21 protein-coding genes and 1 pseudogene are annotated in these 21,942 nt (G+C 68.3%); 8 read left to right on the top strand and 14 right to left on the bottom strand.

Going from position 1 to position 21,942, the window contains the following annotated elements; genetic code table 11:
* Positions 1-392: 392 nt before the first annotated feature.
* The 8 genes and pseudogenes from U5771_RS03805 to U5771_RS03770 all read right to left on the bottom strand — a co-directional run.
* A pseudogene (locus U5771_RS03805) lies at positions 393-755 on the bottom strand (TetR/AcrR family transcriptional regulator); the annotation flags it as partial.
* A gap of 86 nt (positions 756-841) precedes the next feature.
* The gene (locus U5771_RS03800) at positions 842-1,624 is read right to left on the bottom strand and encodes an SDR family oxidoreductase (protein WP_322022730.1); all 783 of its coding nucleotides are present in this window, start codon (positions 1,622-1,624) and stop codon (positions 842-844) included.
* Between the two features lie 117 nt (positions 1,625-1,741).
* Complete coding sequence (locus U5771_RS03795) at positions 1,742-2,704, bottom strand: cyclase family protein (protein ID WP_322022729.1); 963 nt, start codon at positions 2,702-2,704, stop codon at positions 1,742-1,744.
* 19 nt (positions 2,705-2,723) lie between these two features.
* Entirely contained in the window at positions 2,724-3,839 is a 1,116-nt protein-coding gene (locus tag U5771_RS03790) for an alkene reductase (RefSeq protein ID WP_322022728.1), read from the bottom strand.
* A 64-nt stretch (positions 3,840-3,903) separates the two neighbouring features.
* Positions 3,904-4,710 carry a 2,5-didehydrogluconate reductase DkgB gene (gene dkgB / locus U5771_RS03785; RefSeq protein WP_322022727.1) on the bottom strand — a complete coding sequence of 269 codons (807 nt, stop codon included), beginning with the start codon at positions 4,708-4,710 and terminating at the stop codon, positions 3,904-3,906.
* Between the two features lie 146 nt (positions 4,711-4,856).
* Positions 4,857-5,825: a TIGR03571 family LLM class oxidoreductase gene (locus tag U5771_RS03780; protein ID WP_322022726.1), complete on the bottom strand. Its 969-nt coding sequence runs from the start codon at positions 5,823-5,825 to the stop codon at positions 4,857-4,859.
* Between the two features lie 16 nt (positions 5,826-5,841).
* Positions 5,842-6,165: a MoaF-related domain-containing protein gene (locus U5771_RS03775; RefSeq protein ID WP_322022725.1), complete on the bottom strand. Its 324-nt coding sequence runs from the start codon at positions 6,163-6,165 to the stop codon at positions 5,842-5,844.
* 29 nt (positions 6,166-6,194) lie between these two features.
* Entirely contained in the window at positions 6,195-7,397 is a 1,203-nt protein-coding gene (locus U5771_RS03770; RefSeq protein WP_322022724.1) for an MFS transporter, read from the bottom strand.
* A 101-nt stretch (positions 7,398-7,498) separates the two neighbouring features.
* On the opposite strand from U5771_RS03770, the gene U5771_RS03765 reads away from it, so the two are divergent.
* Positions 7,499-8,443: a LysR family transcriptional regulator gene (locus U5771_RS03765; RefSeq protein WP_322022723.1), complete on the top strand. Its 945-nt coding sequence runs from the start codon at positions 7,499-7,501 to the stop codon at positions 8,441-8,443.
* Positions 8,444-8,618: 175 nt separating this feature from the next.
* Here U5771_RS03765 and zwf read toward each other — a convergent pair whose 3' ends face one another.
* Positions 8,619-10,094, bottom strand: coding sequence for a glucose-6-phosphate dehydrogenase (gene zwf, locus U5771_RS03760; protein WP_322022722.1), 1,476 nt, complete (start codon positions 10,092-10,094; stop codon positions 8,619-8,621).
* A 204-nt stretch (positions 10,095-10,298) separates the two neighbouring features.
* On the opposite strand from zwf, the gene U5771_RS03755 reads away from it, so the two are divergent.
* Both U5771_RS03755 and U5771_RS03750 read left to right on the top strand, forming a co-directional pair.
* Positions 10,299-10,877 carry a TetR/AcrR family transcriptional regulator gene (locus tag U5771_RS03755; RefSeq protein WP_322022721.1) on the top strand — a complete coding sequence of 193 codons (579 nt, stop codon included), beginning with the start codon at positions 10,299-10,301 and terminating at the stop codon, positions 10,875-10,877.
* 187 nt (positions 10,878-11,064) lie between these two features.
* A complete protein-coding gene (locus U5771_RS03750) occupies positions 11,065-11,931 on the top strand; it encodes an SDR family NAD(P)-dependent oxidoreductase (protein ID WP_322022720.1) in 867 nt (288 codons plus the stop codon).
* 148 nt (positions 11,932-12,079) lie between these two features.
* Here the strand turns inward: U5771_RS03750 and U5771_RS03745 are convergent, their stop codons facing one another.
* From U5771_RS03745 to U5771_RS03735, 3 genes are all read right to left on the bottom strand, one after another.
* Complete coding sequence (locus U5771_RS03745; RefSeq protein WP_322022719.1) at positions 12,080-12,658, bottom strand: peroxidase-related enzyme; 579 nt, start codon at positions 12,656-12,658, stop codon at positions 12,080-12,082.
* 85 nt (positions 12,659-12,743) lie between these two features.
* Positions 12,744-13,727: an MDR family oxidoreductase gene (locus U5771_RS03740; RefSeq protein ID WP_322022718.1), complete on the bottom strand. Its 984-nt coding sequence runs from the start codon at positions 13,725-13,727 to the stop codon at positions 12,744-12,746.
* Between the two features lie 45 nt (positions 13,728-13,772).
* On the bottom strand, positions 13,773-14,411 hold the full coding sequence (locus U5771_RS03735; protein WP_322022932.1) for a TetR/AcrR family transcriptional regulator: 639 nt from the start codon (positions 14,409-14,411) through the stop codon (positions 13,773-13,775).
* A 229-nt stretch (positions 14,412-14,640) separates the two neighbouring features.
* Here U5771_RS03735 and U5771_RS03730 point away from each other — a divergent pair, with 229 nt between their 5' ends.
* Positions 14,641-15,831, top strand: a complete 1,191-nt coding sequence (locus tag U5771_RS03730) for a M20 aminoacylase family protein (RefSeq protein WP_322022717.1) — start codon at positions 14,641-14,643, stop codon at positions 15,829-15,831.
* A 58-nt stretch (positions 15,832-15,889) separates the two neighbouring features.
* Positions 15,890-17,221 carry an MFS transporter gene (locus U5771_RS03725; protein ID WP_322022716.1) on the top strand — a complete coding sequence of 444 codons (1,332 nt, stop codon included), beginning with the start codon at positions 15,890-15,892 and terminating at the stop codon, positions 17,219-17,221.
* A gap of 34 nt (positions 17,222-17,255) precedes the next feature.
* Here the strand turns inward: U5771_RS03725 and U5771_RS03720 are convergent, their stop codons facing one another.
* Positions 17,256-18,176 (bottom strand): LysR family transcriptional regulator, encoded by a 921-nt coding sequence (locus tag U5771_RS03720; protein WP_322022715.1) that lies wholly within the window; start codon positions 18,174-18,176, stop codon positions 17,256-17,258.
* Positions 18,177-18,330: 154 nt separating this feature from the next.
* Here U5771_RS03720 and U5771_RS03715 point away from each other — a divergent pair, with 154 nt between their 5' ends.
* Positions 18,331-19,104, top strand: a complete 774-nt coding sequence (locus U5771_RS03715; protein WP_322022714.1) for a transporter substrate-binding domain-containing protein — start codon at positions 18,331-18,333, stop codon at positions 19,102-19,104.
* 44 nt (positions 19,105-19,148) lie between these two features.
* Complete coding sequence (locus U5771_RS03710; RefSeq protein WP_322022713.1) at positions 19,149-20,264, top strand: succinylglutamate desuccinylase/aspartoacylase family protein; 1,116 nt, start codon at positions 19,149-19,151, stop codon at positions 20,262-20,264.
* A 240-nt stretch (positions 20,265-20,504) separates the two neighbouring features.
* Here the strand turns inward: U5771_RS03710 and U5771_RS03705 are convergent, their stop codons facing one another.
* Positions 20,505-21,293: an IclR family transcriptional regulator gene (locus U5771_RS03705; RefSeq protein ID WP_321806074.1), complete on the bottom strand. Its 789-nt coding sequence runs from the start codon at positions 21,291-21,293 to the stop codon at positions 20,505-20,507.
* A gap of 227 nt (positions 21,294-21,520) precedes the next feature.
* On the opposite strand from U5771_RS03705, the gene U5771_RS03700 reads away from it, so the two are divergent.
* Positions 21,521-21,942, top strand: a 422-nt coding sequence (locus U5771_RS03700; RefSeq protein WP_049020472.1) for a beta-ketoacyl synthase N-terminal-like domain-containing protein, incomplete at its 3' end; no start/stop codon positions are given.

Genomic DNA, 21,942 nt, shown 5'->3' with positions numbered 1-21,942 from the left:
CGTCGTGGGGACGCATCACGCGTGTGTCGCGTCGTACGACGCGTGGTGCGGTCGACCTCGTCACGTGTGCTTTGCCGTAGCGAAGGTTAGGCGAACGGCCCATCACGTCCCATTGGGGGACGAGCATGCAGCGCATGTCGCAGCGCTTATATCGGCGTGCAACGGGGCTTCGTCGTCGCGGAACGCGTGTATACGCCTAGTTCGAATCCGTTAAGGCGATTATTTGAATGCGGGGCCGGCGGGCAGGGCGGGAAGGGGGGAGGCATCGAGTCTTACGCATGTCTTTCATTGAGGCTGCGCAGATGCGTGAAAACGGCTGCGCGCAACCTGCATCCGGATGATACCGGGGCCGCGCGCGAGATGCGCTCGCATGCGGTGTTGCCTTTGTTGTCTCAACGGCGCGCGAGATGCGCGCAGAACATGGCGGCCATCGCGGCCGAGCAGGTGTCGATTTCCGCCGGCGTGGGTTCGGTTTCGGAGAGCGCGCGGCCGCCCGGCGTGAGCGTCGTCATGATCAGCTCGCAGGCGAGCGCATGCGTGGCGTCGGGCACGCCGGGCAGCGCTTCTCGGATGCACGCACTGAAGATCCGATGGCCCGCGACCTTGACTTCCTGCGCCTCGGGGGCGTCGCGATAAAGGGGCGCGGCGTCGTCGAGCGCGATGCGCATGGGCGCCTCGTCACATTCCGAACGGGTGAACGCGCGGACGGCGGTGCGCAGTCGCGCGGGCGCCGTCTTCCGCGGGTCTTGCAGCACGTGTGAAGCCTGCGGGCCGCGCGGCGCGCACCGCGGGCGGCCGATCCGTGCCGCCGGTCGACCCGGCGGCACCTGCATCACCGGCTTCAGAGGCGGTAGCCGCCGCTCGCGTCGATGACCTGGCCGGTCGTCCATTGCGACGCCGGGCTCGCGAGGAAGCCGATCACGCCCGCGATGTCTTCCGGCGTGCCGACGCGGCCGAGCGGGCTGGCCGCCGTCATCGTCGCGCGGCCGTCGTCGGTGCGCAGCCAGCTCGCGTTCATGTCGGTATCGACCGGGCCGGGCGCGACCGCGTTGACGACGATGCCGCGCGGGCCGAGTTCGACCGCCCAGTGGCGCGTCAGCGTGTCGACCGCTGCTTTCGACGCGGCGTACGCGGAAATCGCGCTGAAATTGCCGCCGGCTTCGAACACGCGGCTGGACAGCACGCTCGACAGGTTCACGATCCGGCCGCCGCGCGGCATGCGCTTCACGGCCTGCTGCGTCGTGAAGAACACCGCTTTCACGTTCAGCGAGAACTGCCGGTCGAACAGTTCGACCGATGTCTCGTCCAGCGTGCCGCCGTCGGCGACGCCGGCATTGTTGACGAGGACGTCGAGCGTGGCCGGCAGGTTCTGTTCGGCGACGGCGCGGTCGAGCGCGTCGAACAGCGTGGCGACGCCGTCCGGCGCGTCGAGGTCGGCCTGGATCGCGAAGCCGCGGCCGCCGAGTTCGCGGATGCCGGCGAGCGTCTGCTCCGCCGCGGCGCGATCGGCACGATAGTGGACCGCGACGATGCAGCCCTGTCGCGCGAGCTCATACGACGTGGCGCGGCCGATGCCGCGCGAGCCGCCGGTGACGAGGGCGAGTTTCGATGCTTGCGTGCTCATGCTGAGTTCCTGCAAAACCTGCAAAAGGAACGGCGCCACCGGCAGAAGCCGGCGGCGCCGGAAAGGGAAAGCGTTGTTGCGGGCCGCCGGCAACCGGTTGACGAGCGGCCCGCGGGATCAGCGGATCGCGACCGGGTTGATGTTGACCTGCGTGGAGCCCACGTACAGCGGCTGGCCGAGCACGAACAGGAATTCCCACGCGTGGTCGCGCACCAGCGCGCGGCTGTCGATCAGCTCCAGGTTGTAGATGCCGCGCTTCGCGAGCATGTACTGGTTGATCGGGAATTCGTCCTTCGTGTGCGGATTCGGATAGACCTCGGACGCCCACGTATCGCCGCCGAACGCGACGATGCCCTGGTCGGCGAGCCACTTCGCGGCTTCCATGCCGATGCCCGGCTCGACGTCGAGGAATTGCTGGTTGTCCTTGCCGATCAGCTCGAGCCAGCCGGTGTTGAACAGCACGACGTCGCCCTTGCGCAGCGTCAGCCCCTGCTTCTTCAGCACGGCCTGGATGTCGGCGACCGTGAACTCGGTGCCGCCCGGCACGACGGGCTTGCCGTAGTAGGCAGTCATGTCGAGCACGACGCCGCGCGTGACGATCGGCGGCACCTTCTCGACGCCGAGCTTCTTCACGCCGTCGACGGTCACGAAATCGGCTGCCTTGTTGCCGTTGTAGTACACGTTGTCGATGCCGATGTGGCCGATGCCGTTGAGCTGCGTGCCGACGCCGGTCCACGCGTTGACGAGTTCGTCGTTGAACGTGAACTTGTTCGGGCCGAGGCTCTTGCCCGCCTGCTGGCCGACCTGCACGTTGTACAGGCGGAAACTGCGGTGGCGGAACGCCGGCAGGTCCTTGTCCACCGGCACGGCCAGCGGATAGGTCTTGCCGGCCTTCACGAGGCCGACCGCCTGCTTGATGACGTCGGGCGTCAGCAGGTTGGCCGCGCCGATTTCGTCGTGCGCGCCGTACACGGACGGATACCAGTCGGCCGCGGGTGCGGCCGGCGCGGCGTGCGCTGCCTGGGCCGCCGTGAACGGCAGGATCGCGGCGAGCGCGAGCCGGGCGAGCGTTGCTTTCATTCCGGACTCCTGTGGATCGTTACGCCGCGGCTTGCGCGAGCGTCGGATAGTCGGTCAGGCCCTGTGCGCCGCCGCCGAACAGCGTGTTGCGGTCGTGCGGCGCGAGCGTGGCACCGGTGCGCAGGCGCTCGGGCAGGTCGGGGTTCGCGACGAACGGGCGGCCGAAGGCGACGAGGTCGGCCCAGCCGGCGGCGATCGCTTCGCGCGCACGCTCGGCGGTGTAGGCGCCGGCATAGATCAGCACGCCGGGGTACGCGGCACGCAACTGCTGCTTGAATTCGACCGGCATCAGCGGCGCGTCGTCCCAGTCGGCTTCCGCGATGTGCAGGTAGCCCACGCCGAGTTCGCCGAGCAGCTTCGCGGCGGCGAGATAGGTCGTTTCCGGATCGTCGTCGACGCAGCCGTTCAGCGTGGTCAGCGGCGCGAGGCGGATGCCGACGCGCGATGCGTCGCCGGTGCCTTCGATCAGCGCCTGCGTGACTTCGCGCAGGAAGCGCAGCCGGTTTTCCAGCGAGCCGCCGTACGCGTCGGTGCGCGTGTTTGCGTTCGAGTCGATGAACTGGTTCACGAGATAGCCGTTCGCGCCGTGCAGCTCGACGCCGTCGAAGCCTGCCTCGATCGCGTTGCGGGCGGCGGCGCGGTATTGATCGACGATCTCGCGGATCTCGTCGAGGGTCAGTGCGCGCGGCTCGGAGGCCTGCACGAAGCCCGGCGTGCTGCCGTCTTCACCGGCGACGAACACGTTCACGCCCTTCGCCTGGAGCGGCGACGACGACACGGGTTGGCGGCCGCCGAGCAGGCTCGTGTGGCTCAGTCGGCCGACGTGCCAGAGCTGCGCGAAGATGCGGCCGTGCGCGGCGTGGACGGCGTCCGTCACCTTGCGCCAGCCGGCGACCTGCGACGGCGTATGGATGCCGGGCGTCCATGCGTAGCCCTTGCCGAGCGGCGCGATATAGGTGCCTTCGCTGACGATCAGGCCCGCACTCGCGCGCTGCGCGTAATACGCGGCCATCAGTTCGTTGGCTTCGTCGCCGGGCTGGCTGGCGCGCGAACGCGTCATCGGCGGCATCACGATGCGGTTCGGCAGCGTCAGCGCGCCGAATTGCAGCGGTTGGAAAAGCGGGTCCTGGGTCATGATGGTGTCCTGTCGGTGCCGCGGCTGGCTGGCCGCGGACGGGTCGGTAGAGAGGGCGGCGCGCTTAGTCCCACTTCGGCGCGAGGCCGGCCGGGTCGACTTCGCGGCCGTTGCGCTCGAGCGCGGCGATCTGCGCCATGTCTTCGTCGCTCAGGCGCAGCGTCTGCGCGAGCAGGTTGCTCGCGAGGTTCTCGCGCTTGGTCGACGACGGAATCACCGAGTAGCCGAGCTGCAGTGCCCATGCCAGTGCGACCTGCGCCGGCGTCGCGTCGTGACGCTGCGCGATCGCGCCGATCACCGGGTCGCCGAGCACCTTGCCGTACGCGAGCGTCATGTACGACGTCACGTGGATGCCTTCTGCGTTCAGGAACTCGACCAGCTTGCGGTTCTGCAGGTACGGGCTCAGTTCGATCTGGTTCGTCGCGATCGCCTCCTTGCCGACGGCCGCGATCGCTTCCTTCGTCAGTTCGATGTTGAAGTTCGAGATGCCGATCCGGCGCGTGAGGCCCTTCGCCTTCGCTTCGGCGAGCGCGGTCATGAATGCCTGGACCGACACGCCGTTGCCCGGGGCCGGCCAGTGGATCAGCGTCAGGTCGACATACTCGGTGCGCAGCTTGCGCAGGCTTTCCTCGAGGCTGGCGACCAGCTTTTCCGGTGCGTAGTTGTCGACCCAGATCTTCGTCGTGAGGAACAGGTCTTCGCGGCGCACGCCCGACGCGGCGATCGCTTCGCCGACTTCGGCTTCGTTGCCGTAGATCTGCGCGGTGTCGATCGCGCGGTAGCCGACTTCGAGGCCGTTACGGACCGAGTCGATGACAACCTGGCCTTGCAGGCGGAACGTACCGAGGCCGAATGCGGGAATGTTGCTCATCATGTGCTCCTGAAAGGGGGGCTGTTGCGGTATGGAAGTCATTCTGGCGCTTGGAACTAGTGAGATAAACGCCTTTAGAGGTCAAAAATATTTGATTTAAAGTCAAATATCAGTCGTGAGTCGGGCCGGCTGCCGGGGCACCGGCCTCAAGCGGCGCCCGTCCGCGCGTTCGTGCCGGCAGCGGTCTTCGCATTCGCATGGAATGCCGGCAGCACCTCCGACGCGATCTCGGCCATCGTCTCGTCGAGCGGACGGCGGTTGCGGCGGAAATGCAGGCCGATGTGCTGCACGCCCGCGTCGCGCATCGCCGCGAGCTCGTCCGTCAGCGCGATGCGCCCGGCGCGTGCGCCGAAACGGTGCCGCTGCAGCGGCTCGTGCGGGTCTGCCGCGAGGTCGAGGTGGATGAAGCTCACGTACGGCTTGTTGCCGGCTACCGCGCGCCAGTTCGCGACGCGTTGCAGGTGGTCGGCCGGCGTGCCCGGATACGCGAGGCAGCCGTCCATGTGTTCGCCGATCCAGGCGGGCGTCTGCTGCGCGAGACCTGCGACGAGCAGCGGCACCGGCGAGCGCGCGGCGGGCAGCACGTCGAGGCCCTGCGGGAGGTGAGCGCGCGCGCCGTCGCGCAGCAGCGCGATCTGGTCGCGGAAATTCGCGCCGCGCGACGCGAAGTCGCGGCCGAACAGCGGATATTCGACCGGCCGGTCGCCGCTCGCGACGCCGAGCAGCAGGCGTGAGCGGCTCAGTTCCTGGATCGTCGCGGCCGATTTCAGCGTCAGCAGCGGTTCGCGCAGCGGCAGCACGACGGCCGCGGTGCCGAGCAGGATGTCGCGCGTGATGCCGGCGAGGTAGCCGAGATACGAGAAGGTCTCGAACACCTGCGCGGCGTCGCCGAACGACGGGTCGTACACCGGCACGTCGCGCACCCAGAGCGCGCGGAAGCCGAGCGTGTCGGCCAGTCGCGCGAGCGCCGCGTGGCGCTCCAGGTCGGGCACGCCGGGGCGGCGGCCGTCATGCTGGCGCTTCGCGTCGCCGGCCGGTGACCAGTCGTTGTCGAGCGGCAGTTCGATGCCGATGCTGAAGCCGCCGTCGGCGAGCGTGTCGAGCGAGGGGGACATGGCCGGGCGCCTCCGTTCAGACTGCGCGCAGGCTGCCTTCGAGCCTGTAGAAGTCGAGCGACGACGCGGTGAAGAACGAGCGTGACGTGCCGGCGGCGAAATCGTCGATGTGCACGACCGTCGCGCGGTCGGCTTCCTGCCACGAGATCGCGTAGGTCTCGCCGGCGATGTGCTGCCACGTGCAGGCGACTTCGCCCTTCGCGCCGGCATACGCGCCTTCGGTGATCTCGTAGCGCATGTGCAGGCCGTCCTCGTCATATGCATTGAGGGCGGTGAGGCCGTCGTAACGGACTTCGAAGGTCTTGCCGGCGAACGGCGGACGTTGGGTCGATGCGTTCATGATGGTGAGTTCCTGTAGAAAAACGACGTTCAATGGGCGAGTTCGACGGGTTCGGCCGTGCGTTCGGGCAGGCCCTGGCCGCGGTCGAGGCGGCCGCTCAGCGCGGTCAGCGCGAATGCGCCAAGGGTGACGACCGCGGCGATCCACGGCGTATGGCCGAGGCCGACGTTCGCGACGATCAGGCCGCCGAGCGACGAGCCGCCCGCGACGCCGAGGTTGAACGCGGCGATGTTGAAGCCCGATGCGACGTCGGCGGCGTCCGGCGCGAAGTGGCGCGCCTGCTTGACGACGTACACCTGCAGGCCCGGCACGTTGCCGAAGGCGACCGCGCCCCACGCGAGCATCGTCAGCACCGCGAGCCACTTCACGTGCACCGTGAAGGTCAGCGCGAGCAGCACGATCGCGAGCAGCAGGAAGATCCGCTTGAGCGCCTTGACCGGGCCCACGCTGTCGGCGAGCTTGCCGCCCCAGACGTTGCCGAACGCGACCGACACGCCGTAGCCGACGAGCACGAGGCTGACCTGCGACGGCGTGAAGCCGGCGATCTGTTCGAGCAGCGGCGCCATGTAGGTGAACGCGATCAGCGAGCCGCCGTAGCCGACCGCCGTCATTGCATAGACGAGCAGCAGGCGCGGCTGGGTGAGCACGCGGAACTGGCGGGCGAGCGGCGCCGGCGGCGTCTGCGGGAGACCGCGCGGCACGAAGGCCACCGCGCCGAGGAACGCGACGAGGCCGAACAGCGCGACGATCAGGAACGTCGCGCGCCAGCCGAAGTGCTGGCCGATGAAGGTGCCGAGCGGAATGCCGGCGACGAAGGCGACGGTCATCCCGCTGAACATCGTCGCGATCGCGCTGGCGGCCTTGTCCTTCGGCACGAGCGTGGTCGCGATGATCGAGCCGACCGAGAAGAACACACCGTGCGCGAGGCCGGTGAGCACGCGCGCGACGATCAGCGATTCGTAGGTCGGCGCCTGCCACGCGACGAGGTTGCCGACCGTGAAGAGCGCCATCAGCGCGGCGAGCAGCGTCTTGCGCGGCACGCGGCCGGTGAGCGCGGTGAGGAGCGGCGCGCCGATCGCGACGCTCAGCGCGTAGAGGCTGACGAGCAGGCCGGCCGACGGCAGGCTGACGCCGAGATCGGCGCCGATCGTCGGGATCAGCCCGACGATCACGAATTCGGTCGTGCCGATGGCAAAGGCGCTGATGGTCAGCGCAAGCAGGGCGAGTGGCATGATGGGATCCAGGTTCCGGTAAGGATGGATCGCAGTGTGCCGCCTTTACTTTTGCGGAAAAACTGGTCTATAAACCAAATTGTTTTGATTTCAGATCAACAATGAAGATCACGCTCGACGAACTCCAGGCCTATGCCGCCGTGGTCGACACCGGTTCGATCACCGCCGCCGCGCAGCAGCTCGACCTCACCGTGTCGGCCACGAGCCGTACGCTCGCGCGGCTCGAGGAGAAGCTGAAGACCACGCTGCTGCGCCGGACCACGCGCCGGCTCGAACTGACCGAAGAGGGGCGCGCGTTCCTGCAGGATGCGCGCGCGATCATCGAATCGGTCGAGAACGCCGAGGAGCAGATGCTCGCGCGGCGCGAGATGCCGTCGGGGCGGCTGCGCGTCGACGCCGCGACGCCGTTCATGCTGCACGTGATCGTGCCGCTCGTGCGCGGCTACCGCGAACGCTTCCCGAAGGTCGACCTGGAGCTGAACAGCAACGAGGGGATCATCGACCTGCTCGAGCGGCGCACCGACGTCGCGATCCGGATCGGCCGGCTCAAGGATTCGACCCTGCACAGCCGGCGGATCGGCAACAGCCGGCTGCGCATCCTCGCGAGTCCTGCATACATCGAAGCGCACGGCCAGCCGCGCAAGGTCGAGGATCTCGGCAAGCACACGCTGCTCGGCTTCACGCAGCCCGAATCGCTGAACGTGTGGCCGATCCTCGGCGCGGACGGCGAGCCGAGCCGCATCGAGCCCGGCATCTGGTCGTCGAGCGGCGAGACGCTGCGGCAGCTCGCGCTGGAAGGCGCGGGCGTCGTGTGCCTGTCGGATTTCATGACCGCGCAGGATCGCGAGGCCGGCCGGCTCGTGCAGGTGCTCGCGCGGCAGACGCTCGACGTCGAACAGCCGATCAACGCGGTGTATTACCGGAATACCGCGATTTCGTCGCGGATCGCGTCGTTCGTCGATTACATGATCGAGGTGCTGGGCGGCGGGAGCAGCGGCAGCGGTGCGCCGGCGCGGCGCAAGGCTGCGTGGATGGGGACGGTGTAGCCCGAGGCGGCTGCGTCGTTGCCGCCGGGTACCGTTCCGGCGCGGGACAGCTCGGCGGACTTCCGCTGGCCGAAGCGAACGGCGGGGCGGCGGGCGGTGTGCGGCGGGCACGCCGATGTGATCCGGCATGCCGACGGCGCTTGCGCCGCCGACCTGCCGTCGCGTGTCGCGCTTCTTACGCCTCTTCGGACCACGACATGTTGTCGCGCGCCAGCAGTGCCGACGAGGCCGCCGGCCCGAACGTGCCGGCCGTGTACAGGCGCGGGCGGTCGCCGAGCTGCTTCCAGCCATTGAGGATCGGCTCCACCCACGACCATGCGGCCTCGAGTTCGTCGCGGCGCATGAAGTGCGTGAGGCGCCCGCGGATCACGTCGATCAGCAGCCGTTCGTACGCTTCCGCACGCCGTTCCGGAATCGCCTGCTGCAGGTCGAGGTTCAGGCTCACAGGCACCATCTTCATCCCGCTGCCCGGCTCCTTCGCGAGCATCTGCAACTGGATCGACTCTTCCGGCTGGAGCTGGATCACGAGGCGGTTGCTGTAGTGGCGCGGGCCGCTCGGGATGATCGAGAACGGCATGTCCGCGAACTCGATCACGATTTCCGACTGGCGGCGCTGCAGCCGCTTGCCGGTGCGCAGGAAGAACGGCACGTTCGCCCAGCGCCAGTTGTTGAGGTGCGCACGCAGCGCGACGAAGGTCTCCGCGTGGCTGTCCGCCGGCACGTTGTCTTCCTCGAGATAGCCCTTGACCGGCTGGCCGTCGACCGCGCCGGCCGTGTACTGGCCGCGCACGGTATCGCGCGCGACGTCCGACAGCGCCATCGGCCGCAGCGAGCGCAGCACCTTCAGCTTCTCGTCGCGCACGGCGTCCGGGTCGAGCGACACCGGCGGCTCCATCGCGACGATGCACAGCAGTTGCAGCAGGTGGTTCTGCACCATGTCGCGCAGCGCGCCGGTATGGTCGTAGAAGCCCGCGCGGCTGCCGACACCGACCGTTTCCGCCACCGTGATCTGCACGCTGCGGATGCTCGGCGCCTGCCACAGCGGCCCGAAGATCGGGTTGCCGAAGCGCAGCACCATCAGGTTCTGCACGGTTTCCTTGCCGAGGTAGTGGTCGATCCGGTAGATCTGCGATTCCGCGAAATGCTTGCCGACCGCGTCGTTGATCGCCTTCGCCGACGCGAGATCGTGGCCGAGCGGCTTTTCGAGGACGACGCGCGAGCGCGCATCGACGAGGTGCGCGGCCGACAGGTTGTCGCAGATCGTCGTGAACAGCTCCGGCGACGTCGACAGGTAGAACACGCGGATCGCGTCGCTGCGCGCCGCTTCGGCGAGGCGCGCGTAGTCTTCCGGCGCGCTCACGTCGATCAGCACGTACTGGAACAGGTCGAGGAAACGGCTCCACGCGTCGGCGTCGAAGGCCTTGTCGTCGATGAACGGGCGCGATTGCTCGTCCATGAACTTGCGATAGCCGTCGATGCCCCAGTCGCGGCGGCCGACCGCGATGATGCGCGTCTCCGGCGGCAGGTTGCAGTGCAGGTGCGCCATGTACAGCGCGGGCAACAGCTTGCGGGCGGCCAGGTCGCCGCCGCCGCCGAAGATGATCATGTCGACGGGCTGGTCGGCTTCGGTCTGGTTGGGCTTATTCGTCATGAGTGATTCGCGGTCTGAAGCGGTGTGAGCGTGGAACGAACGTCGAAGCGCCGGGCGCCGGTGCGTTGGCGCGCCAGTACGTGAAAACGCTAATAGTGCACGCTTTTGATCGATTGCGTATGGGTTCCTCCGTATGTAACAGGGCTTGCATGACATGCGTCGGTACGATTATGATTGAGCGCTCACTCATTAAAGGAATCGACCGTGGCCCGACCGCGCAGTCCCGACAAGCACGACGCCATCCTCGCCGCCGCCGCCCGCGCGCTCTCGGAGGATGGTGCGGGCGCGACCACCGCGCGTATCGCGCGGCTCGCCGGCGTCGCGGAAGGCACGGTGTTCACCTATTTCGAGACCAAGGATGCGCTGCTGAACGCGCTGTACCTGAGCCTGAAGGCCGACATGCGCGACGCGATGATGACCGGGTTTCCGGAGCACGCGCCGGCCGAACAGGCGATGCGGCATGCGTGGAACGGCTATGTGTCGTGGGGCGTCGCGAATCCGGACGGGCGGCGGGCGTTGCTGCAGCTCGGCGTGAGCGGCCGCATCGACGACGCGCATCGCGCGGCCGGGGCCGAAGGGTTCGGTGCGATCAGCGCGTTGCTGCGTACGCAGGTCGCGGCGGCGGGCGGGCTGAGCGCCGACGACGCGCACGCGTTCTGCGCGGCGCTGTTCACGTCGATCGCGGAAACGGCGATGGAGTCGATCGCGCGCGACCCGGCGCTGGCCGATGGGTACCGGGAGGCCGGGTTTCGTGCGCTGTGGGCCGTGCTGCACGCGGTGTGAGCGAGCGGTCGGCGTAACGGCAAGCCGAAGACGGGGGATCGGCGGCGCAAGGGGGCGGGCGTCGCCGCATCGATGAAACGCGGTTTCAGGCAGGGCGTGGCACGGCGAAAACGATCGTCTCATCGCTCATATTAATGAGTGAGTAATCATTCATTTGTGTGGTTTCAACTTTGTCGAGGAGTGGAAAATGTCGAAAGTCTGGCTGGTAACAGGGGCCGCGCGCGGCCTGGGGCGTTGGATCGCGGAAGCGGTGCTGGCGGCGGGCGACCGGCTGGTGGCCGGTGCGCGCGATCCCGCGCGGCTCGCGGATCTGGAAGAACGGTATGGCGACCGCTTGCTGCCGATGGCGCTCGACGTGACCGACGCGGCGGCGGCGGCGCATGCGGTGGCGGCCGCTCGCGACGCATTCGGCCGTATCGACGTGCTGGTGAACAACGCGGGCTACGGTCATACGGCACCGTTCGAGCAGATGGGGGCGGACGACTTCCGCGACCAGATCGAGACAAACCTGTTCGGCGTGGTCAACCTGACGCGCGCGGTGCTGCCGACGATGCGCGCGCAGCGCGCGGGTCACATCTTCCAGGTGTCGTCGGTCGGCGGGCGCACGTCGATGGCGGGCCTGTCCGCGTACCAGGCCGCGAAGTGGGCGGTCGGCGGGTTCAGCGACGTGCTGTCGAAGGAAGTCGCGCCGTTCGGCGTGCGCGTCTGCACGCTCGAGCCGGGCGGCATGCGGACCGAATGGGCCGCGGAGGCGAGGCGCGAGGTCGACGGCCTGCTGCCCGACTATCAGCCGTCGGTCGGGAAGATGCTCGAATTGCTCGGCACGTACGGCGGCCACGAGGTCGGCGATCCCGCGCGGATCGCGGCGCTGATCGTCGAGCTGTCGCGTCGCGACGACGTGCCGATGCGCCTGCTGCTTGGCGGCGATGCGCTGTTCGTGTGCCAGCAGGCGGAAACGGAGCGCGCGGAGGAGGCGGCGCGGTGGCGCGATACGACGCTGTCCACGATGTTCCCGGACGTGAAGCTGCCGGTCGAGCTGGACGCGTTGAAGTAGGCCAGACCGGCACCGGAACCGCGGCATCGAGGGCGCGTGTGAGCGCCGCGCCGGCCGCCGGCGCCAGTGCCACTGAGTGCGGCGGCCGGCGGAAGACCGGGCACCTGCACGCCCGGTCTTCGAGCGCGATCGCCGTTGCCGGCGGCCGTTACCGCCCCAGCGCGTAGAACTCGGCGTTGGGCCGCATGTTCGTCACGTTCGCGAGGCGATTCGACATCCCGAAGAACGCCGAGATCGCCGCGATGTCCCAGGCGTCCTCCTCGGTGAAGCCATGCGACTTCAGCGTATCGAAGTCCGCTTCGCCGACCCGGTGCGCGGTCTGCGAAACCTTCATCGCGAAGTCGAGCATCGCCTTCTGGCGAGCGGTGATGTCGGCCTTCCGGTAGTTGGTCGCGACCTGGTCGGCGATCAGCGGATCCTTCGCGCGAATGCGCAGGATCGCGCCGTGCGCGATCACGCAGTACTGACACTGGTTCACGCTGCTGGTGGCCACGACGATCATTTCGCGTTCGGCCTTGGTCAGGTTGCCCGGCTTGTCCATCAGCGCGTCGTGGTACGCCATGAACGCGCGAAACTCGTCCGGGCGATGCGCGAGCGTGAGGAACACGTTCGGGATGAAGCCCGACTTTTCCTGGACGGTCGCGATCCGTTCGCGCACGTCGTCGGGCAGGTCTTCCAGCGCCGGCACCGGGAAGCGGCTGATGGGCGCGTTGTCTGCAGCGGTCATGAGGTCTCCTGGATAAAGTGGCTCGGGCGAACGCGACGCGCGCGCCGTCGGCCGGGCATGAAACGACGCGTTGCCGTTGCGCGCGTCACGCGTTGACGTCCACGACGACGCGGCCGCGCACCTTGCCGCCGATCAGGTCCTCGGCGAGCGGGATGACGTCCGCGAGGCCCACCTGGTGGCTGATGGTGCCCAGTTTCTCGACATCGAGATCGGACGCGAGCCTGCGCCATGCCTCCAGACGTTCGGCGCGCGGGCACATCACGCTGTCGATGCCGACGAGCGTCACGCCGCGCAGGATGAACGGCGCGACGGTGGCCGGGAAGTCCATGCCGGCGGCCAGGCCGCAGGCCGTCACCACGCCCCGATAGCGCGTGGTCGCGCACACGTTGGCGAGCACGTGGCTGCCCGCGACGTCGACCGCGCCGGCCCAGCGTTCCTTGCCGAGCGGCTTGCCGGGCGCGCTGAATGGCGACCGGTCGAGGATCTCCGCCGCGCCGAGCTGCCGCAGGTAGTCGGCATCGGCCGGGCGGCCGGTCACGGCGACGACGCGATACCCGAGCCGTGCGAGCAGGGCGGTGGCGACGCTGCCGACGCCGCCGGCCGCGCCGGTCACCACGATCTCGCCATCGTCCGGGCGCACGCCATGCCGTTCCAGCGCCATCACGCACAGCATCGCGGTGTAGCCCGCCGTGCCGATGGCCATCGCCTGTTGCGGCGAAAACGCGGACGGCAGCGGCACCAGCCAGTCGCCGTCGACGCGTGCCTTCTGCGCCAGGCCGCCCCAGTGTGTTTCGCCGACGCCCCAGCCGTTCAGCACGACGCGGTCGCCTGCACGGTAGTCCGGATGCGTGCTGTGCTCGACCTCGCCGACCAGATCGATGCCGGGCACCATCGGGAACTTGCGGACCACCGGGCTCTTGCCGGTGATGGCGAGCCCGTCCTTGTAGTTCAACGTCGAATAGCCGACCCGGATCGTCACGTTGCCCGCGGGCAGCTGCGCGTCGTCCAGCGTCTGCAGCCGCGCGTGCTGACCGGTCTCGTCCTTGTCGATCACGATGCCCTGGAACATCCGTCCTCCTTTCTAGACCGATCGTCTGGTTAATGGAAAAAAAATTCAGCGGCGAGGCAAGCCATTGAAGAAACACCGTGCGAACAGCGCGAGCGGCTCGTCGCTGCGTTCCAGCTTCGCGCGCAGCACGGCGCCTTCCCAGCCGATCCAGAAGAACGCGGCCAGCTCGGCGGGATCGGCCGAGGCCGCCAGCTCGCCGGCTTGCCGCGCGGCGACCAGGCACTCGGCCAGCCGGCGCTGCCAGTCCTCGAATGTCGCCCGCAGACGCGCGCGGAAACTCTCGGGCAGCGCGCCCATTTCCTGGCCGAGGTTGCCGATCAGGCAGCCGCGGCTGTATCCGTAGCGGGCCATGCCGTCGCGCGCATCGTCGACGAACGCGCGCACGCGCTGTAACGGCGAGCGTTCCGTTTGGCTGAAATGACGGTCCAGCTTGCGCGCGAAGAACTCGGCGTAGCGATCGATCAGCTCGAGGCCGAACGCTTCCTTGCTGTCGAAGTAGTGATAGAACGAGCCTTTGGGCACCCCGGCGCGCCCGAGGATCTCGTCGAGCCCGGTGGCGGAAAAGCCCTTTTCGGTGAGCACTTCCAGCCCGGTGCGCAACAGCATGTCACGCGTCGCGACGAGGTCTTCGTGCTGCTTCGGCGGCCTGCCGCGGCGGCGAGGCGGATCAGTTCGAACGTCCATGGGCGAATAATAGACCGTTCGTCTCAAAAATCAATCGCGCGTGTGTCGATTGCGGCGTTCGCGGCACGCCAGGCCGCTGTTACCCGTATTAACCCTGATTAATAAAGCTTATCGCGGTGAAAAATTCCGCATCTTATTGAACCGATATCGGCTCGCTATAGTGGCTCGCTTTCCCGCACGCAACCGTTCGCGTGCGGCTGACACGCTGACGATCAGCAGGAGCCGCTTGATGACCACCGACGTCCGATTCACCGAAATCGAGGATCTGATGCCCGCCGCCGGCGGGCTGCGCGAAATCCGCCATCACATTCACCACCACCCGGAACTCGCGTACGAGGAGCACGAGACGGCCGCGCTCGTCGCGGACAAGCTCGAGCAATGGGGCTGGCAGGTCACGCGCGGGGTCGGCAAGACGGGGGTCGTCGGCACGCTGCGCGCGGGCGGCGGCACGCGCCGCATCGGCATCCGTGCGGACATGGACGCGCTGCCGATCCTCGAGGCGACCGGCCTGCCGTATGCGAGCGGCACGCACGGCAAGATGCACGCATGCGGCCACGACGGCCACACGACGATGCTGCTCGGCGCGGCCCAGCACCTCGCGAAGACGCGCAATTTCTCCGGCACCGTGCACCTGTATTTCCAGCCGGCGGAAGAGCACGGCGTCGACAGCGGCGCGAAGAAGATGATCGACGACGGCCTGTTCGAGCGCTTTCCGTGCGATGCGGTGTTCGGCATGCACAACCATCCGGGCGCGGCACCCGGGGTGTTCCTCACGCGGCGCGGCCCGTTCATGTCGGCCGGCGACAAGGCGATCATCTCGATCGAGGGCGTCGGCGGCCACGCGGCGCGGCCGCATTTGACGGTCGATCCGGTGGTGGTCGCGGCGAGCATCGTGATGGCGCTGCAGACGATCGTCGCGCGCAATGTCGACCCGTCGCAGCCGGCGGTCGTCACGGTCGGCTCGATGCACGCGGGCACCGCGAACAACGTGATCCCGCACGGCGCGCGCCTCGAACTCAGCGTGCGGTCGTTCAGCCCCGACGTGCGCGCGCTGCTCAAGCGCCGCATCGTCGAGCTCGCCGAGTCGCAGGCCGCGAGCTACGGCGCGACCGCACAGGTCGAGTACATCGAAGGCTATCCGGTCGTCGTCAATACGGATGCCGAAACGGATTTCGCCGCGCAGGTCGCGCGCGAGCTGGTCGGCGACGCGCACGTCGTCGAGCAGGCCGACCTGCTGATGGGCAGCGAGGATTTCGCGTTCATGCTGCAGCAGCGGCCCGGCTCGTTCGTGCGGCTCGGCAACGGCGAAGGCGAGGACGGCTGCATGGTGCACAACCCGAAGTACGACTTCAACGATCGCAATCTGCCGATCGGCGCGGCGTTCTGGACACGCCTCGTGGAGCGTTACCTCGGGCAGTAACCCCCCAGCGGTAGCGCGCGGCCGGCGCTTCCGGCCGCATTGAGAGGAGCCAGGAACGATGCAGAAAGACCATCTCGCGCTGCACCCCGCGTCGACGGGGGCCGCCGGAACCGATACGCGCGGCGCACCGGCCGTCACGAAGCGCGGCGCGATCGCGGCGGCCGTGATCGGCAACTGGCTGGAGTTCTTCGATTTCACCGTGTACGGCTTTTTCGCGGTGCTGATCGGCCACCTGTTCTTCCCGTCGAGCGATCCGACCACGTCGCTGCTGCTGTCGGTCGCGACGTTCGCCGCCGGCTTCTTCACGCGGCCGCTCGGCAGCGTCGTGCTCGGCATCTATGCGGACCGCAAGGGCCGCAAGGCCGCGCTGAACCTGACGATCATGCTGATGGCGCTCGGCACCGGCCTGATCGCGATCGCGCCGACCTACGCGCAGGTCGGCGTGGCCGCGCCGCTCCTGGTCGTCTGCGCGCGGCTGATGCAGGGTTTCTCGCAGGGCGGCGAGTTCGGCGCGGCGACGTCCACGCTGATCGAGCAGGGCGGCACGTCGCACCGCGCGTTCCGCGCGAGCTGGCAGCTCGCGACGCAGGGCGGCGCGGCGCTGATGGGCTCGGGCTTCGCGGCGCTGCTGTCGAACACGCTGACGAAGGACGCGCTCGAGGGCTGGGGCTGGCGCCTGCCGTTCCTCGTGGGCGTGCTGATCGCGCCGGTCGGCATGTATCTGCGCCGGCGGCTCGCGGACGATGCGCCCGGCGACAGCCATCACGGGATCGAACGCGGCGTGCTGCGCGAGCTGTTCTCGCAGCACACGCGCACGGTGCTGCTGTTGATGCTGACGGTGATGGGCGGCACGGTGTCGACCTACATCCTGACCTTCTACATGCCGACCTATGCGATCCATACGCTCGGCCTGCCGATGAAGCTGTCGATGTTCGTCGGCGTCGCGTCGGGCTGCGTGATGCTGGTCACGTGTCCGCTGTTCGGCTGGCTGTCGGACCGCCTCGGCAGCCGGCGCATGCCGATCTTCGTCGGGCGCGGCGTGCTGGTCCTGCTGCTGTTCCCGGCGTTCTGGCTGATGAACCATCATCCGACGCTGTCGGTGATCCTGCCGCTGACCGCGCTGATGCTGCTGTTCTATTCGCTCGGGTCGGCATCGGAAATGGCGCTGATGTGCGAATCGCTGCCGCGCCATGTTCGCGCGACCGGCATCTCGATCGCGTATGCGCTCGCGGTGACGATTTTCGGCGGCACCGCGCAGCTGATCGCGACCTGGCTCGTGACGACGACCGGCAGCAAGCTCGCGCCGGCCGGCTATGTGGCCGCGTGCGTGGTGCTGTCGCTGATCGCGGTCGCGATGCTGCGCGAGACGGCGCGCGAGTCGATGGACTGACGTGCGCCGCCGCGGGCGGTGATCCGCGCCTGGATTACCGCCCGCGCACGGTCCTCAGGTACGACGCGAGCATCGTCGCCAGTTCCTGCGCGGCCGGCGTCAACGGCACGGCTGCGCGCTGCAGCAGGCAGACTTCCTGCGATTCCGCCTGCTCGCGCACCCGCACCTTCGCGAGCGCGCCCGCGAACGGCCCGTGCCGCGTCACGGCTTCGGATTCGAGCGCGAGGCAATCGGTCTGCGTGACGAGCTGCAGCGTCTCGAACATCCCTTCGACGGTCGCGATGATCTTCGGCGCCGGTTGAGCGTGCGCGTCGAAGTACGCGAGCAGCCGGTTGACGACCGGATCGGCGCTCAGGTTCGGCGAACGCGTCGACACCCATGCGTAGTCGGCCAGCTCGGCAAGCGATAGCGCGTGCTGCCGCGGATGGCCGCCGCGGCACACGACCACCGGCGCCGACGCATGCAGCGGCGTGACCGCGAGACCGGTCGTGTCGGTCTGCTTCGCGACGAGCGCGATCGCGAAATCCACCGCGTTCTCACGCAGCCAGCCGATCATCATTCGCGACGTGCCGGTGCGCAGGTGCACGTCGACCTTCGGGAAGCGCGCGCGGAACGCGGTCAGCACCGGTGCGAACGCATCGATCAGCGGTTCGGTCACGAGGCCGAGCGTGACGGTGCCTTCGTACGCGCCGCTCAGCTGGCGGATCTCGTGCTCGACCTGCTCGCATTCGCCGAGGATCGCGCCCGAGCGCGCGAGCAGCCGCTGGCCGACGGCCGTCGGCACGATGCCACGATTGGTGCGCGTGAACAGCGTCGCGCCGAGCGACGCTTCGAGGCTCTGCAGTTGCTGCGTGACGCCGCTCTGCGCGAGGTCGAGCGCGCGAGCGGCGGCGCGCAGGCTGCCGTGTTCGACGACGGCCTGGAAGATGCGGAGCTGGGACAGCGTGAACGCCATGGTCGAGCGCGAGGCCGGTGATCGGAAATACTGATCATGATAAGACAGCCACGCGTTCCGGCGGCGACGCGCGCGCACTACGATCGCAGGCAGTCCGGCTCATGCCGGTTGTCCCTCTTCCTGCCCTCCGTCGACCATGAAACGTGTGCCACGCTTGCGCCCCTTCCTCGTTCCGCTGGTTTCCCTGTGCATCGGCTTCGCGGGCACGTCCGCGCACGCGCTCGACGCGCACGTGGTGCGCCTCGGCATCGATCCGACCTATCCGCCGATGGACGCGAAGGCGCCCGACGGCAGCCTGAAGGGCTTCGACGTCGATCTCGGCAACGAGATCTGCCGCCGCGCGCAACTGCGCTGCCAGTGGGTCGAGCTCGAGTTCTCCGGGATGATTCCGGCGCTGCAGGCGCGCAAGATCGACGCGATCCTGTCGTCGATGGCGATCACGGAGAAGCGCGAGAAGCAGATTCTGTTCTCGTCGAAACTGTTCCGCTTCAAGTCGCGGCTCGTCGCGCGGCCCGAGCGCGGGCTCGGCAGCACGGCCGCGTCGCTGGCCGGCAAGCGCGTCGGCGTGCAGTCGGGCACGCAGTTCGAATCGTGGGCGCTTGCGCACTGGGCGCCGGCCGGCGTCGGCGTGGTGCCGTACAAGAGCCAGGACGACGTGTTCGCCGATCTCGTCAACGGCCGGCTCGACGCCGCGCTGCTCGGCACGGTGGAAGCCGACTACGGCTTCCTGCGCCAGCCGAAGGGCAAGGGCTTCGCGTTCGTCGGCGCGCCGCTCGACCTGGGCGATCGCGGCGTCGGCATCGGGATGCGCCAGTCGGATACGGCGCTCAAGGCGTCGATCGACGGCGCGATCGCGTCGATGCTGAAGGACGGCACGTACGACCGCATCGCGAAGCAGTACTTCGATTTCAACCCGTACGGCGACTGAGCCGCACGCGCCGTTTTCCCCGTATTTTTCATTCGAGACCATCGATGCAGATTCGCACCACGCCGCTCCTGTCGCCGTCGATCGGCACGCAGCGCACGCTGACGAGCTTTCATTTCGGGCCGGCCGACGCCGGCCGCAAGATCTACCTGCAGGCCGCGCTGCACGCGGACGAGACGCCCGCGATGCTCGCCGCGGTCGTGCTCAAGCAGCGTCTCGCGCAGCTCGACGCGGCCGGCCGGCTCGCGGCCGGGATCGTGCTGGTGCCGGTCGCGAACCCGGTCGGCCTCAACCACCATCTGCTCGGGCAATTCATCGGCCGGTTCGATCTCGCGAGCGGGCGCAATTTCAATCGCGGCTTCCTGCCGCTCGCGGACATCGCCGCGCGGGCGCGCGACCGGCTCGGCACGGACCCGGAGCGCAATCGCGCGATCGTGCGCGAATGCGTCGGCGCGGCGCTCGACGCGATCGCGCCGCGTACCGAATTCGATGCGTTGCAGCTTGCCTTGCTGAAGCTGTCGCATGACGCCGATGTCGTGATCGACCTGCATTGCTCGCTCGAAGCGGTGATGCACGTATACACGAGCGACTCGGCATGGCCGCAGGTCGAGCCGCTCGCGCGCTATCTCGGCGCGGAGGTGTCGCTGCTCGCCGAGGATTCGGGCGGCCACGCGTTCGACGATGCGCATCACCTGCTGTGGACGCAGTTGCGGCAGCACCTGCCGGAACGCACGCCGATGGCGGCGGGCACGGTGGCCGTGACGGTCGAATGCCGCGGCCAGCGCGACGTGACGCATGAATACGCGGCGCGTGATGCCGATGCGCTCGTCGACTATCTGGTGTGGTGCGGCGCGGTGCGCGGCGAGCGCACGCCGCTGCCGCCGCTCGCCGCGCCGGCCACGCCGCTCGCGGGCAGCGAGCAGTTCTACGCGCCGGTGAGCGGGATTCTCGTGCACCGTGCGGCGATCGGCGCGACGATTCGCGCCGGCGATCCGCTGTTCGATATAGTCGATCCGCTGACCGACGCGATCACGACGGTGTCGAGCGGCACCGACGGCGTGTTCTACATGCGCCGCGCGATCCGCTTCGTGACGGCCGGCGCGCCGCTCGGGCGCGTGACGGGCACGGTGCCGGTGCGCAAGGGCATGCTGCTCGGTGCGTGAGCGGTTCCGGGCGGGCTCGGTGTCCGAGCGGCGCCGTGCATTTTCGTTCTCGTCAGATTGACCGGGCTTGGCCGCGTCACTAAATTGATCGGCGCGGAGTTTGCTCCGTGTACCGTGAGATGGGTGTTACTGCAGAGTCAGAGCATTGAACGGGCGGCGAGGTGCCGCCCGTCTTTTTTTGCGTCCGCGATTTGCGTCCGCGAATGGCCGTCTCGCCCGTCCGGCCATCGCGTTGCGCCGTTACCCGCGCCGTGCCACCAGTTCCGACACGGTCTGCGCGGCCTGCTGCAGCGGCCCGAGAAACTCCTTCACCATCTGCTTCGCGGTGTGCCGCTGCGCGTTGCCGCTGATGTTCATCGCGGCGATCACCTGCCCGCGCCGGTTGCGGATCGGCGCGGAGATCGACATCAGGCCCACTTCGAGTTCTTGATCAACCACGGCCCAGCCTTGCTGGCGCACCTGCGCGATCGTCGCCTTCAGCTCGCCGATGTCGGTGATCGTGCGCGGTGTATGCGCACGGATGCCGCTCTGCGCGAGCGTTTCGTCGAGCGCCGCGTCGTCGAGCGCGGACAGCAGCACGCGGCCCATCGACGTGCAGTATGCGGGCAGGCGGCTGCCGATCGACAGGTTGATCGTCATGATCTTGTGGGTCGGCACGCGCAGCACGTAGACGATCTCGGTGCGGTCGAGCACGGCGGCCGAGCAGCTTTCGTGGATCTGTGCCGACAACTGCTCCATCACCGGATCGGCGAGATTCCAGAACGGCATCGACGTGAGATACGCGAAGCCGAGTTCGAGGATCTTCGGCGTGAGCCGGAACAGCCGGCCGTCGGCCTCGACGTAGCCGAGCGTCTGCAGCGTCAGCAGGATCCGGCGTGCGCCGGCGCGCGTGAGCCCGGTGGCCGAGGCGACCTCGGTGAGCGTCTGCTCCGGGCGCTGGGCGTCGAATGCGCGGATTACCGCGAGGCCGCGCGCGAACGACTGCACATACGAGTCGCCCGGTTTCGTCTGGATGTCTTCGGTTGTCATGAACGGTTGGATTGTCGTGCAGCCGAGAAGATAGCGCATGGGGCCTGACACGCCAACCGCACCGCGGACCGGGCGCTTGACAGGTCGTCCCCGCACTCCCTATGATGCGTTGAACGTTCGATACACGATCTTATGTTCGTATATAGAACATTTAAGCGCATCCCGGCGGGCAATGCAAGGGGCGCGTTCCAATCACTTCCCAGCCTTGCATGAGACCGGAGACACTGATGACCGAAGCTTTTCTGTGTGATGCGATTCGTACCCCGATCGGCCGTTACGGCGGCGCGCTGTCCGGCGTGCGCGCCGACGACCTCGGCGCGGTGCCGCTCAAGGCGCTCGTCGAGCGCAACCGCGACGTCGACTGGACGGCGATCGACGACGTGATCTACGGCTGCGCGAACCAGGCCGGCGAGGACAACCGCAACGTCGCGCGCATGTCCGCGCTGCTCGCGGGCCTGCCGGAGGGCGTACCGGGTTCGACGATCAACCGCCTGTGCGGTTCCGGGATGGACGCGGTCGGCGTGGCCGCGCGCGCGATCAAGTCGGGCGAGGCCGCGCTGATGGTGGCCGGCGGCGTCGAGAGCATGACGCGTGCGCCGTTCGTGATGGGCAAGGCCGCCAGCGCGTTCGCGCGCCAGGCCGACATCTA

Source organism: Burkholderia sp. BCC1977, assembly GCF_905339595.1.
Lineage (GTDB): Bacteria > Pseudomonadota > Gammaproteobacteria > Burkholderiales > Burkholderiaceae > Burkholderia.
The sequence above is the reverse complement of the archived record's forward strand: the minus strand, read 5'-3'. Positions and strand labels throughout refer to the sequence as shown.

Excerpts from the sequence above, each read along its gene's own strand:
- U5771_RS03720 (WP_322022715.1), bottom strand. The coding sequence starts at position 18,176 with ATGGCGTTCACGCTGTCCCAGCTCCGCATCTTCCAGGCCGTCGTCGAA.
- U5771_RS03735 (WP_322022932.1), bottom strand. The coding sequence starts at position 14,411 with ATGGACGTTCGAACTGATCCGCCTCGCCGCCGCGGCAGGCCGCCGAAG.
- U5771_RS03730 (WP_322022717.1), top strand. The coding sequence starts at position 14,641 with ATGACCACCGACGTCCGATTCACCGAAATCGAGGATCTGATGCCCGCC.
- U5771_RS03710 (WP_322022713.1), top strand. The coding sequence starts at position 19,149 with ATGCAGATTCGCACCACGCCGCTCCTGTCGCCGTCGATCGGCACGCAG.
- U5771_RS03790 (WP_322022728.1), bottom strand. The coding sequence starts at position 3,839 with ATGACCCAGGACCCGCTTTTCCAACCGCTGCAATTCGGCGCGCTGACG.
- U5771_RS03770 (WP_322022724.1), bottom strand. The coding sequence starts at position 7,397 with ATGCCACTCGCCCTGCTTGCGCTGACCATCAGCGCCTTTGCCATCGGC.
- U5771_RS03750 (WP_322022720.1), top strand. The coding sequence starts at position 11,065 with ATGTCGAAAGTCTGGCTGGTAACAGGGGCCGCGCGCGGCCTGGGGCGT.
- U5771_RS03740 (WP_322022718.1), bottom strand. The coding sequence starts at position 13,727 with ATGTTCCAGGGCATCGTGATCGACAAGGACGAGACCGGTCAGCACGCG.
- U5771_RS03705 (WP_321806074.1), bottom strand. The coding sequence starts at position 21,293 with ATGACAACCGAAGACATCCAGACGAAACCGGGCGACTCGTATGTGCAG.
- U5771_RS03795 (WP_322022729.1), bottom strand. The coding sequence starts at position 2,704 with ATGAAAGCAACGCTCGCCCGGCTCGCGCTCGCCGCGATCCTGCCGTTC.
- zwf (WP_322022722.1), bottom strand. The coding sequence starts at position 10,094 with ATGACGAATAAGCCCAACCAGACCGAAGCCGACCAGCCCGTCGACATG.
- U5771_RS03775 (WP_322022725.1), bottom strand. The coding sequence starts at position 6,165 with ATGAACGCATCGACCCAACGTCCGCCGTTCGCCGGCAAGACCTTCGAA.
- U5771_RS03780 (WP_322022726.1), bottom strand. The coding sequence starts at position 5,825 with ATGTCCCCCTCGCTCGACACGCTCGCCGACGGCGGCTTCAGCATCGGC.
- U5771_RS03725 (WP_322022716.1), top strand. The coding sequence starts at position 15,890 with ATGCAGAAAGACCATCTCGCGCTGCACCCCGCGTCGACGGGGGCCGCC.
- U5771_RS03745 (WP_322022719.1), bottom strand. The coding sequence starts at position 12,658 with ATGACCGCTGCAGACAACGCGCCCATCAGCCGCTTCCCGGTGCCGGCG.
- dkgB (WP_322022727.1), bottom strand. The coding sequence starts at position 4,710 with ATGAGCAACATTCCCGCATTCGGCCTCGGTACGTTCCGCCTGCAAGGC.
- U5771_RS03765 (WP_322022723.1), top strand. The coding sequence starts at position 7,499 with ATGAAGATCACGCTCGACGAACTCCAGGCCTATGCCGCCGTGGTCGAC.
- U5771_RS03800 (WP_322022730.1), bottom strand. The coding sequence starts at position 1,624 with ATGAGCACGCAAGCATCGAAACTCGCCCTCGTCACCGGCGGCTCGCGC.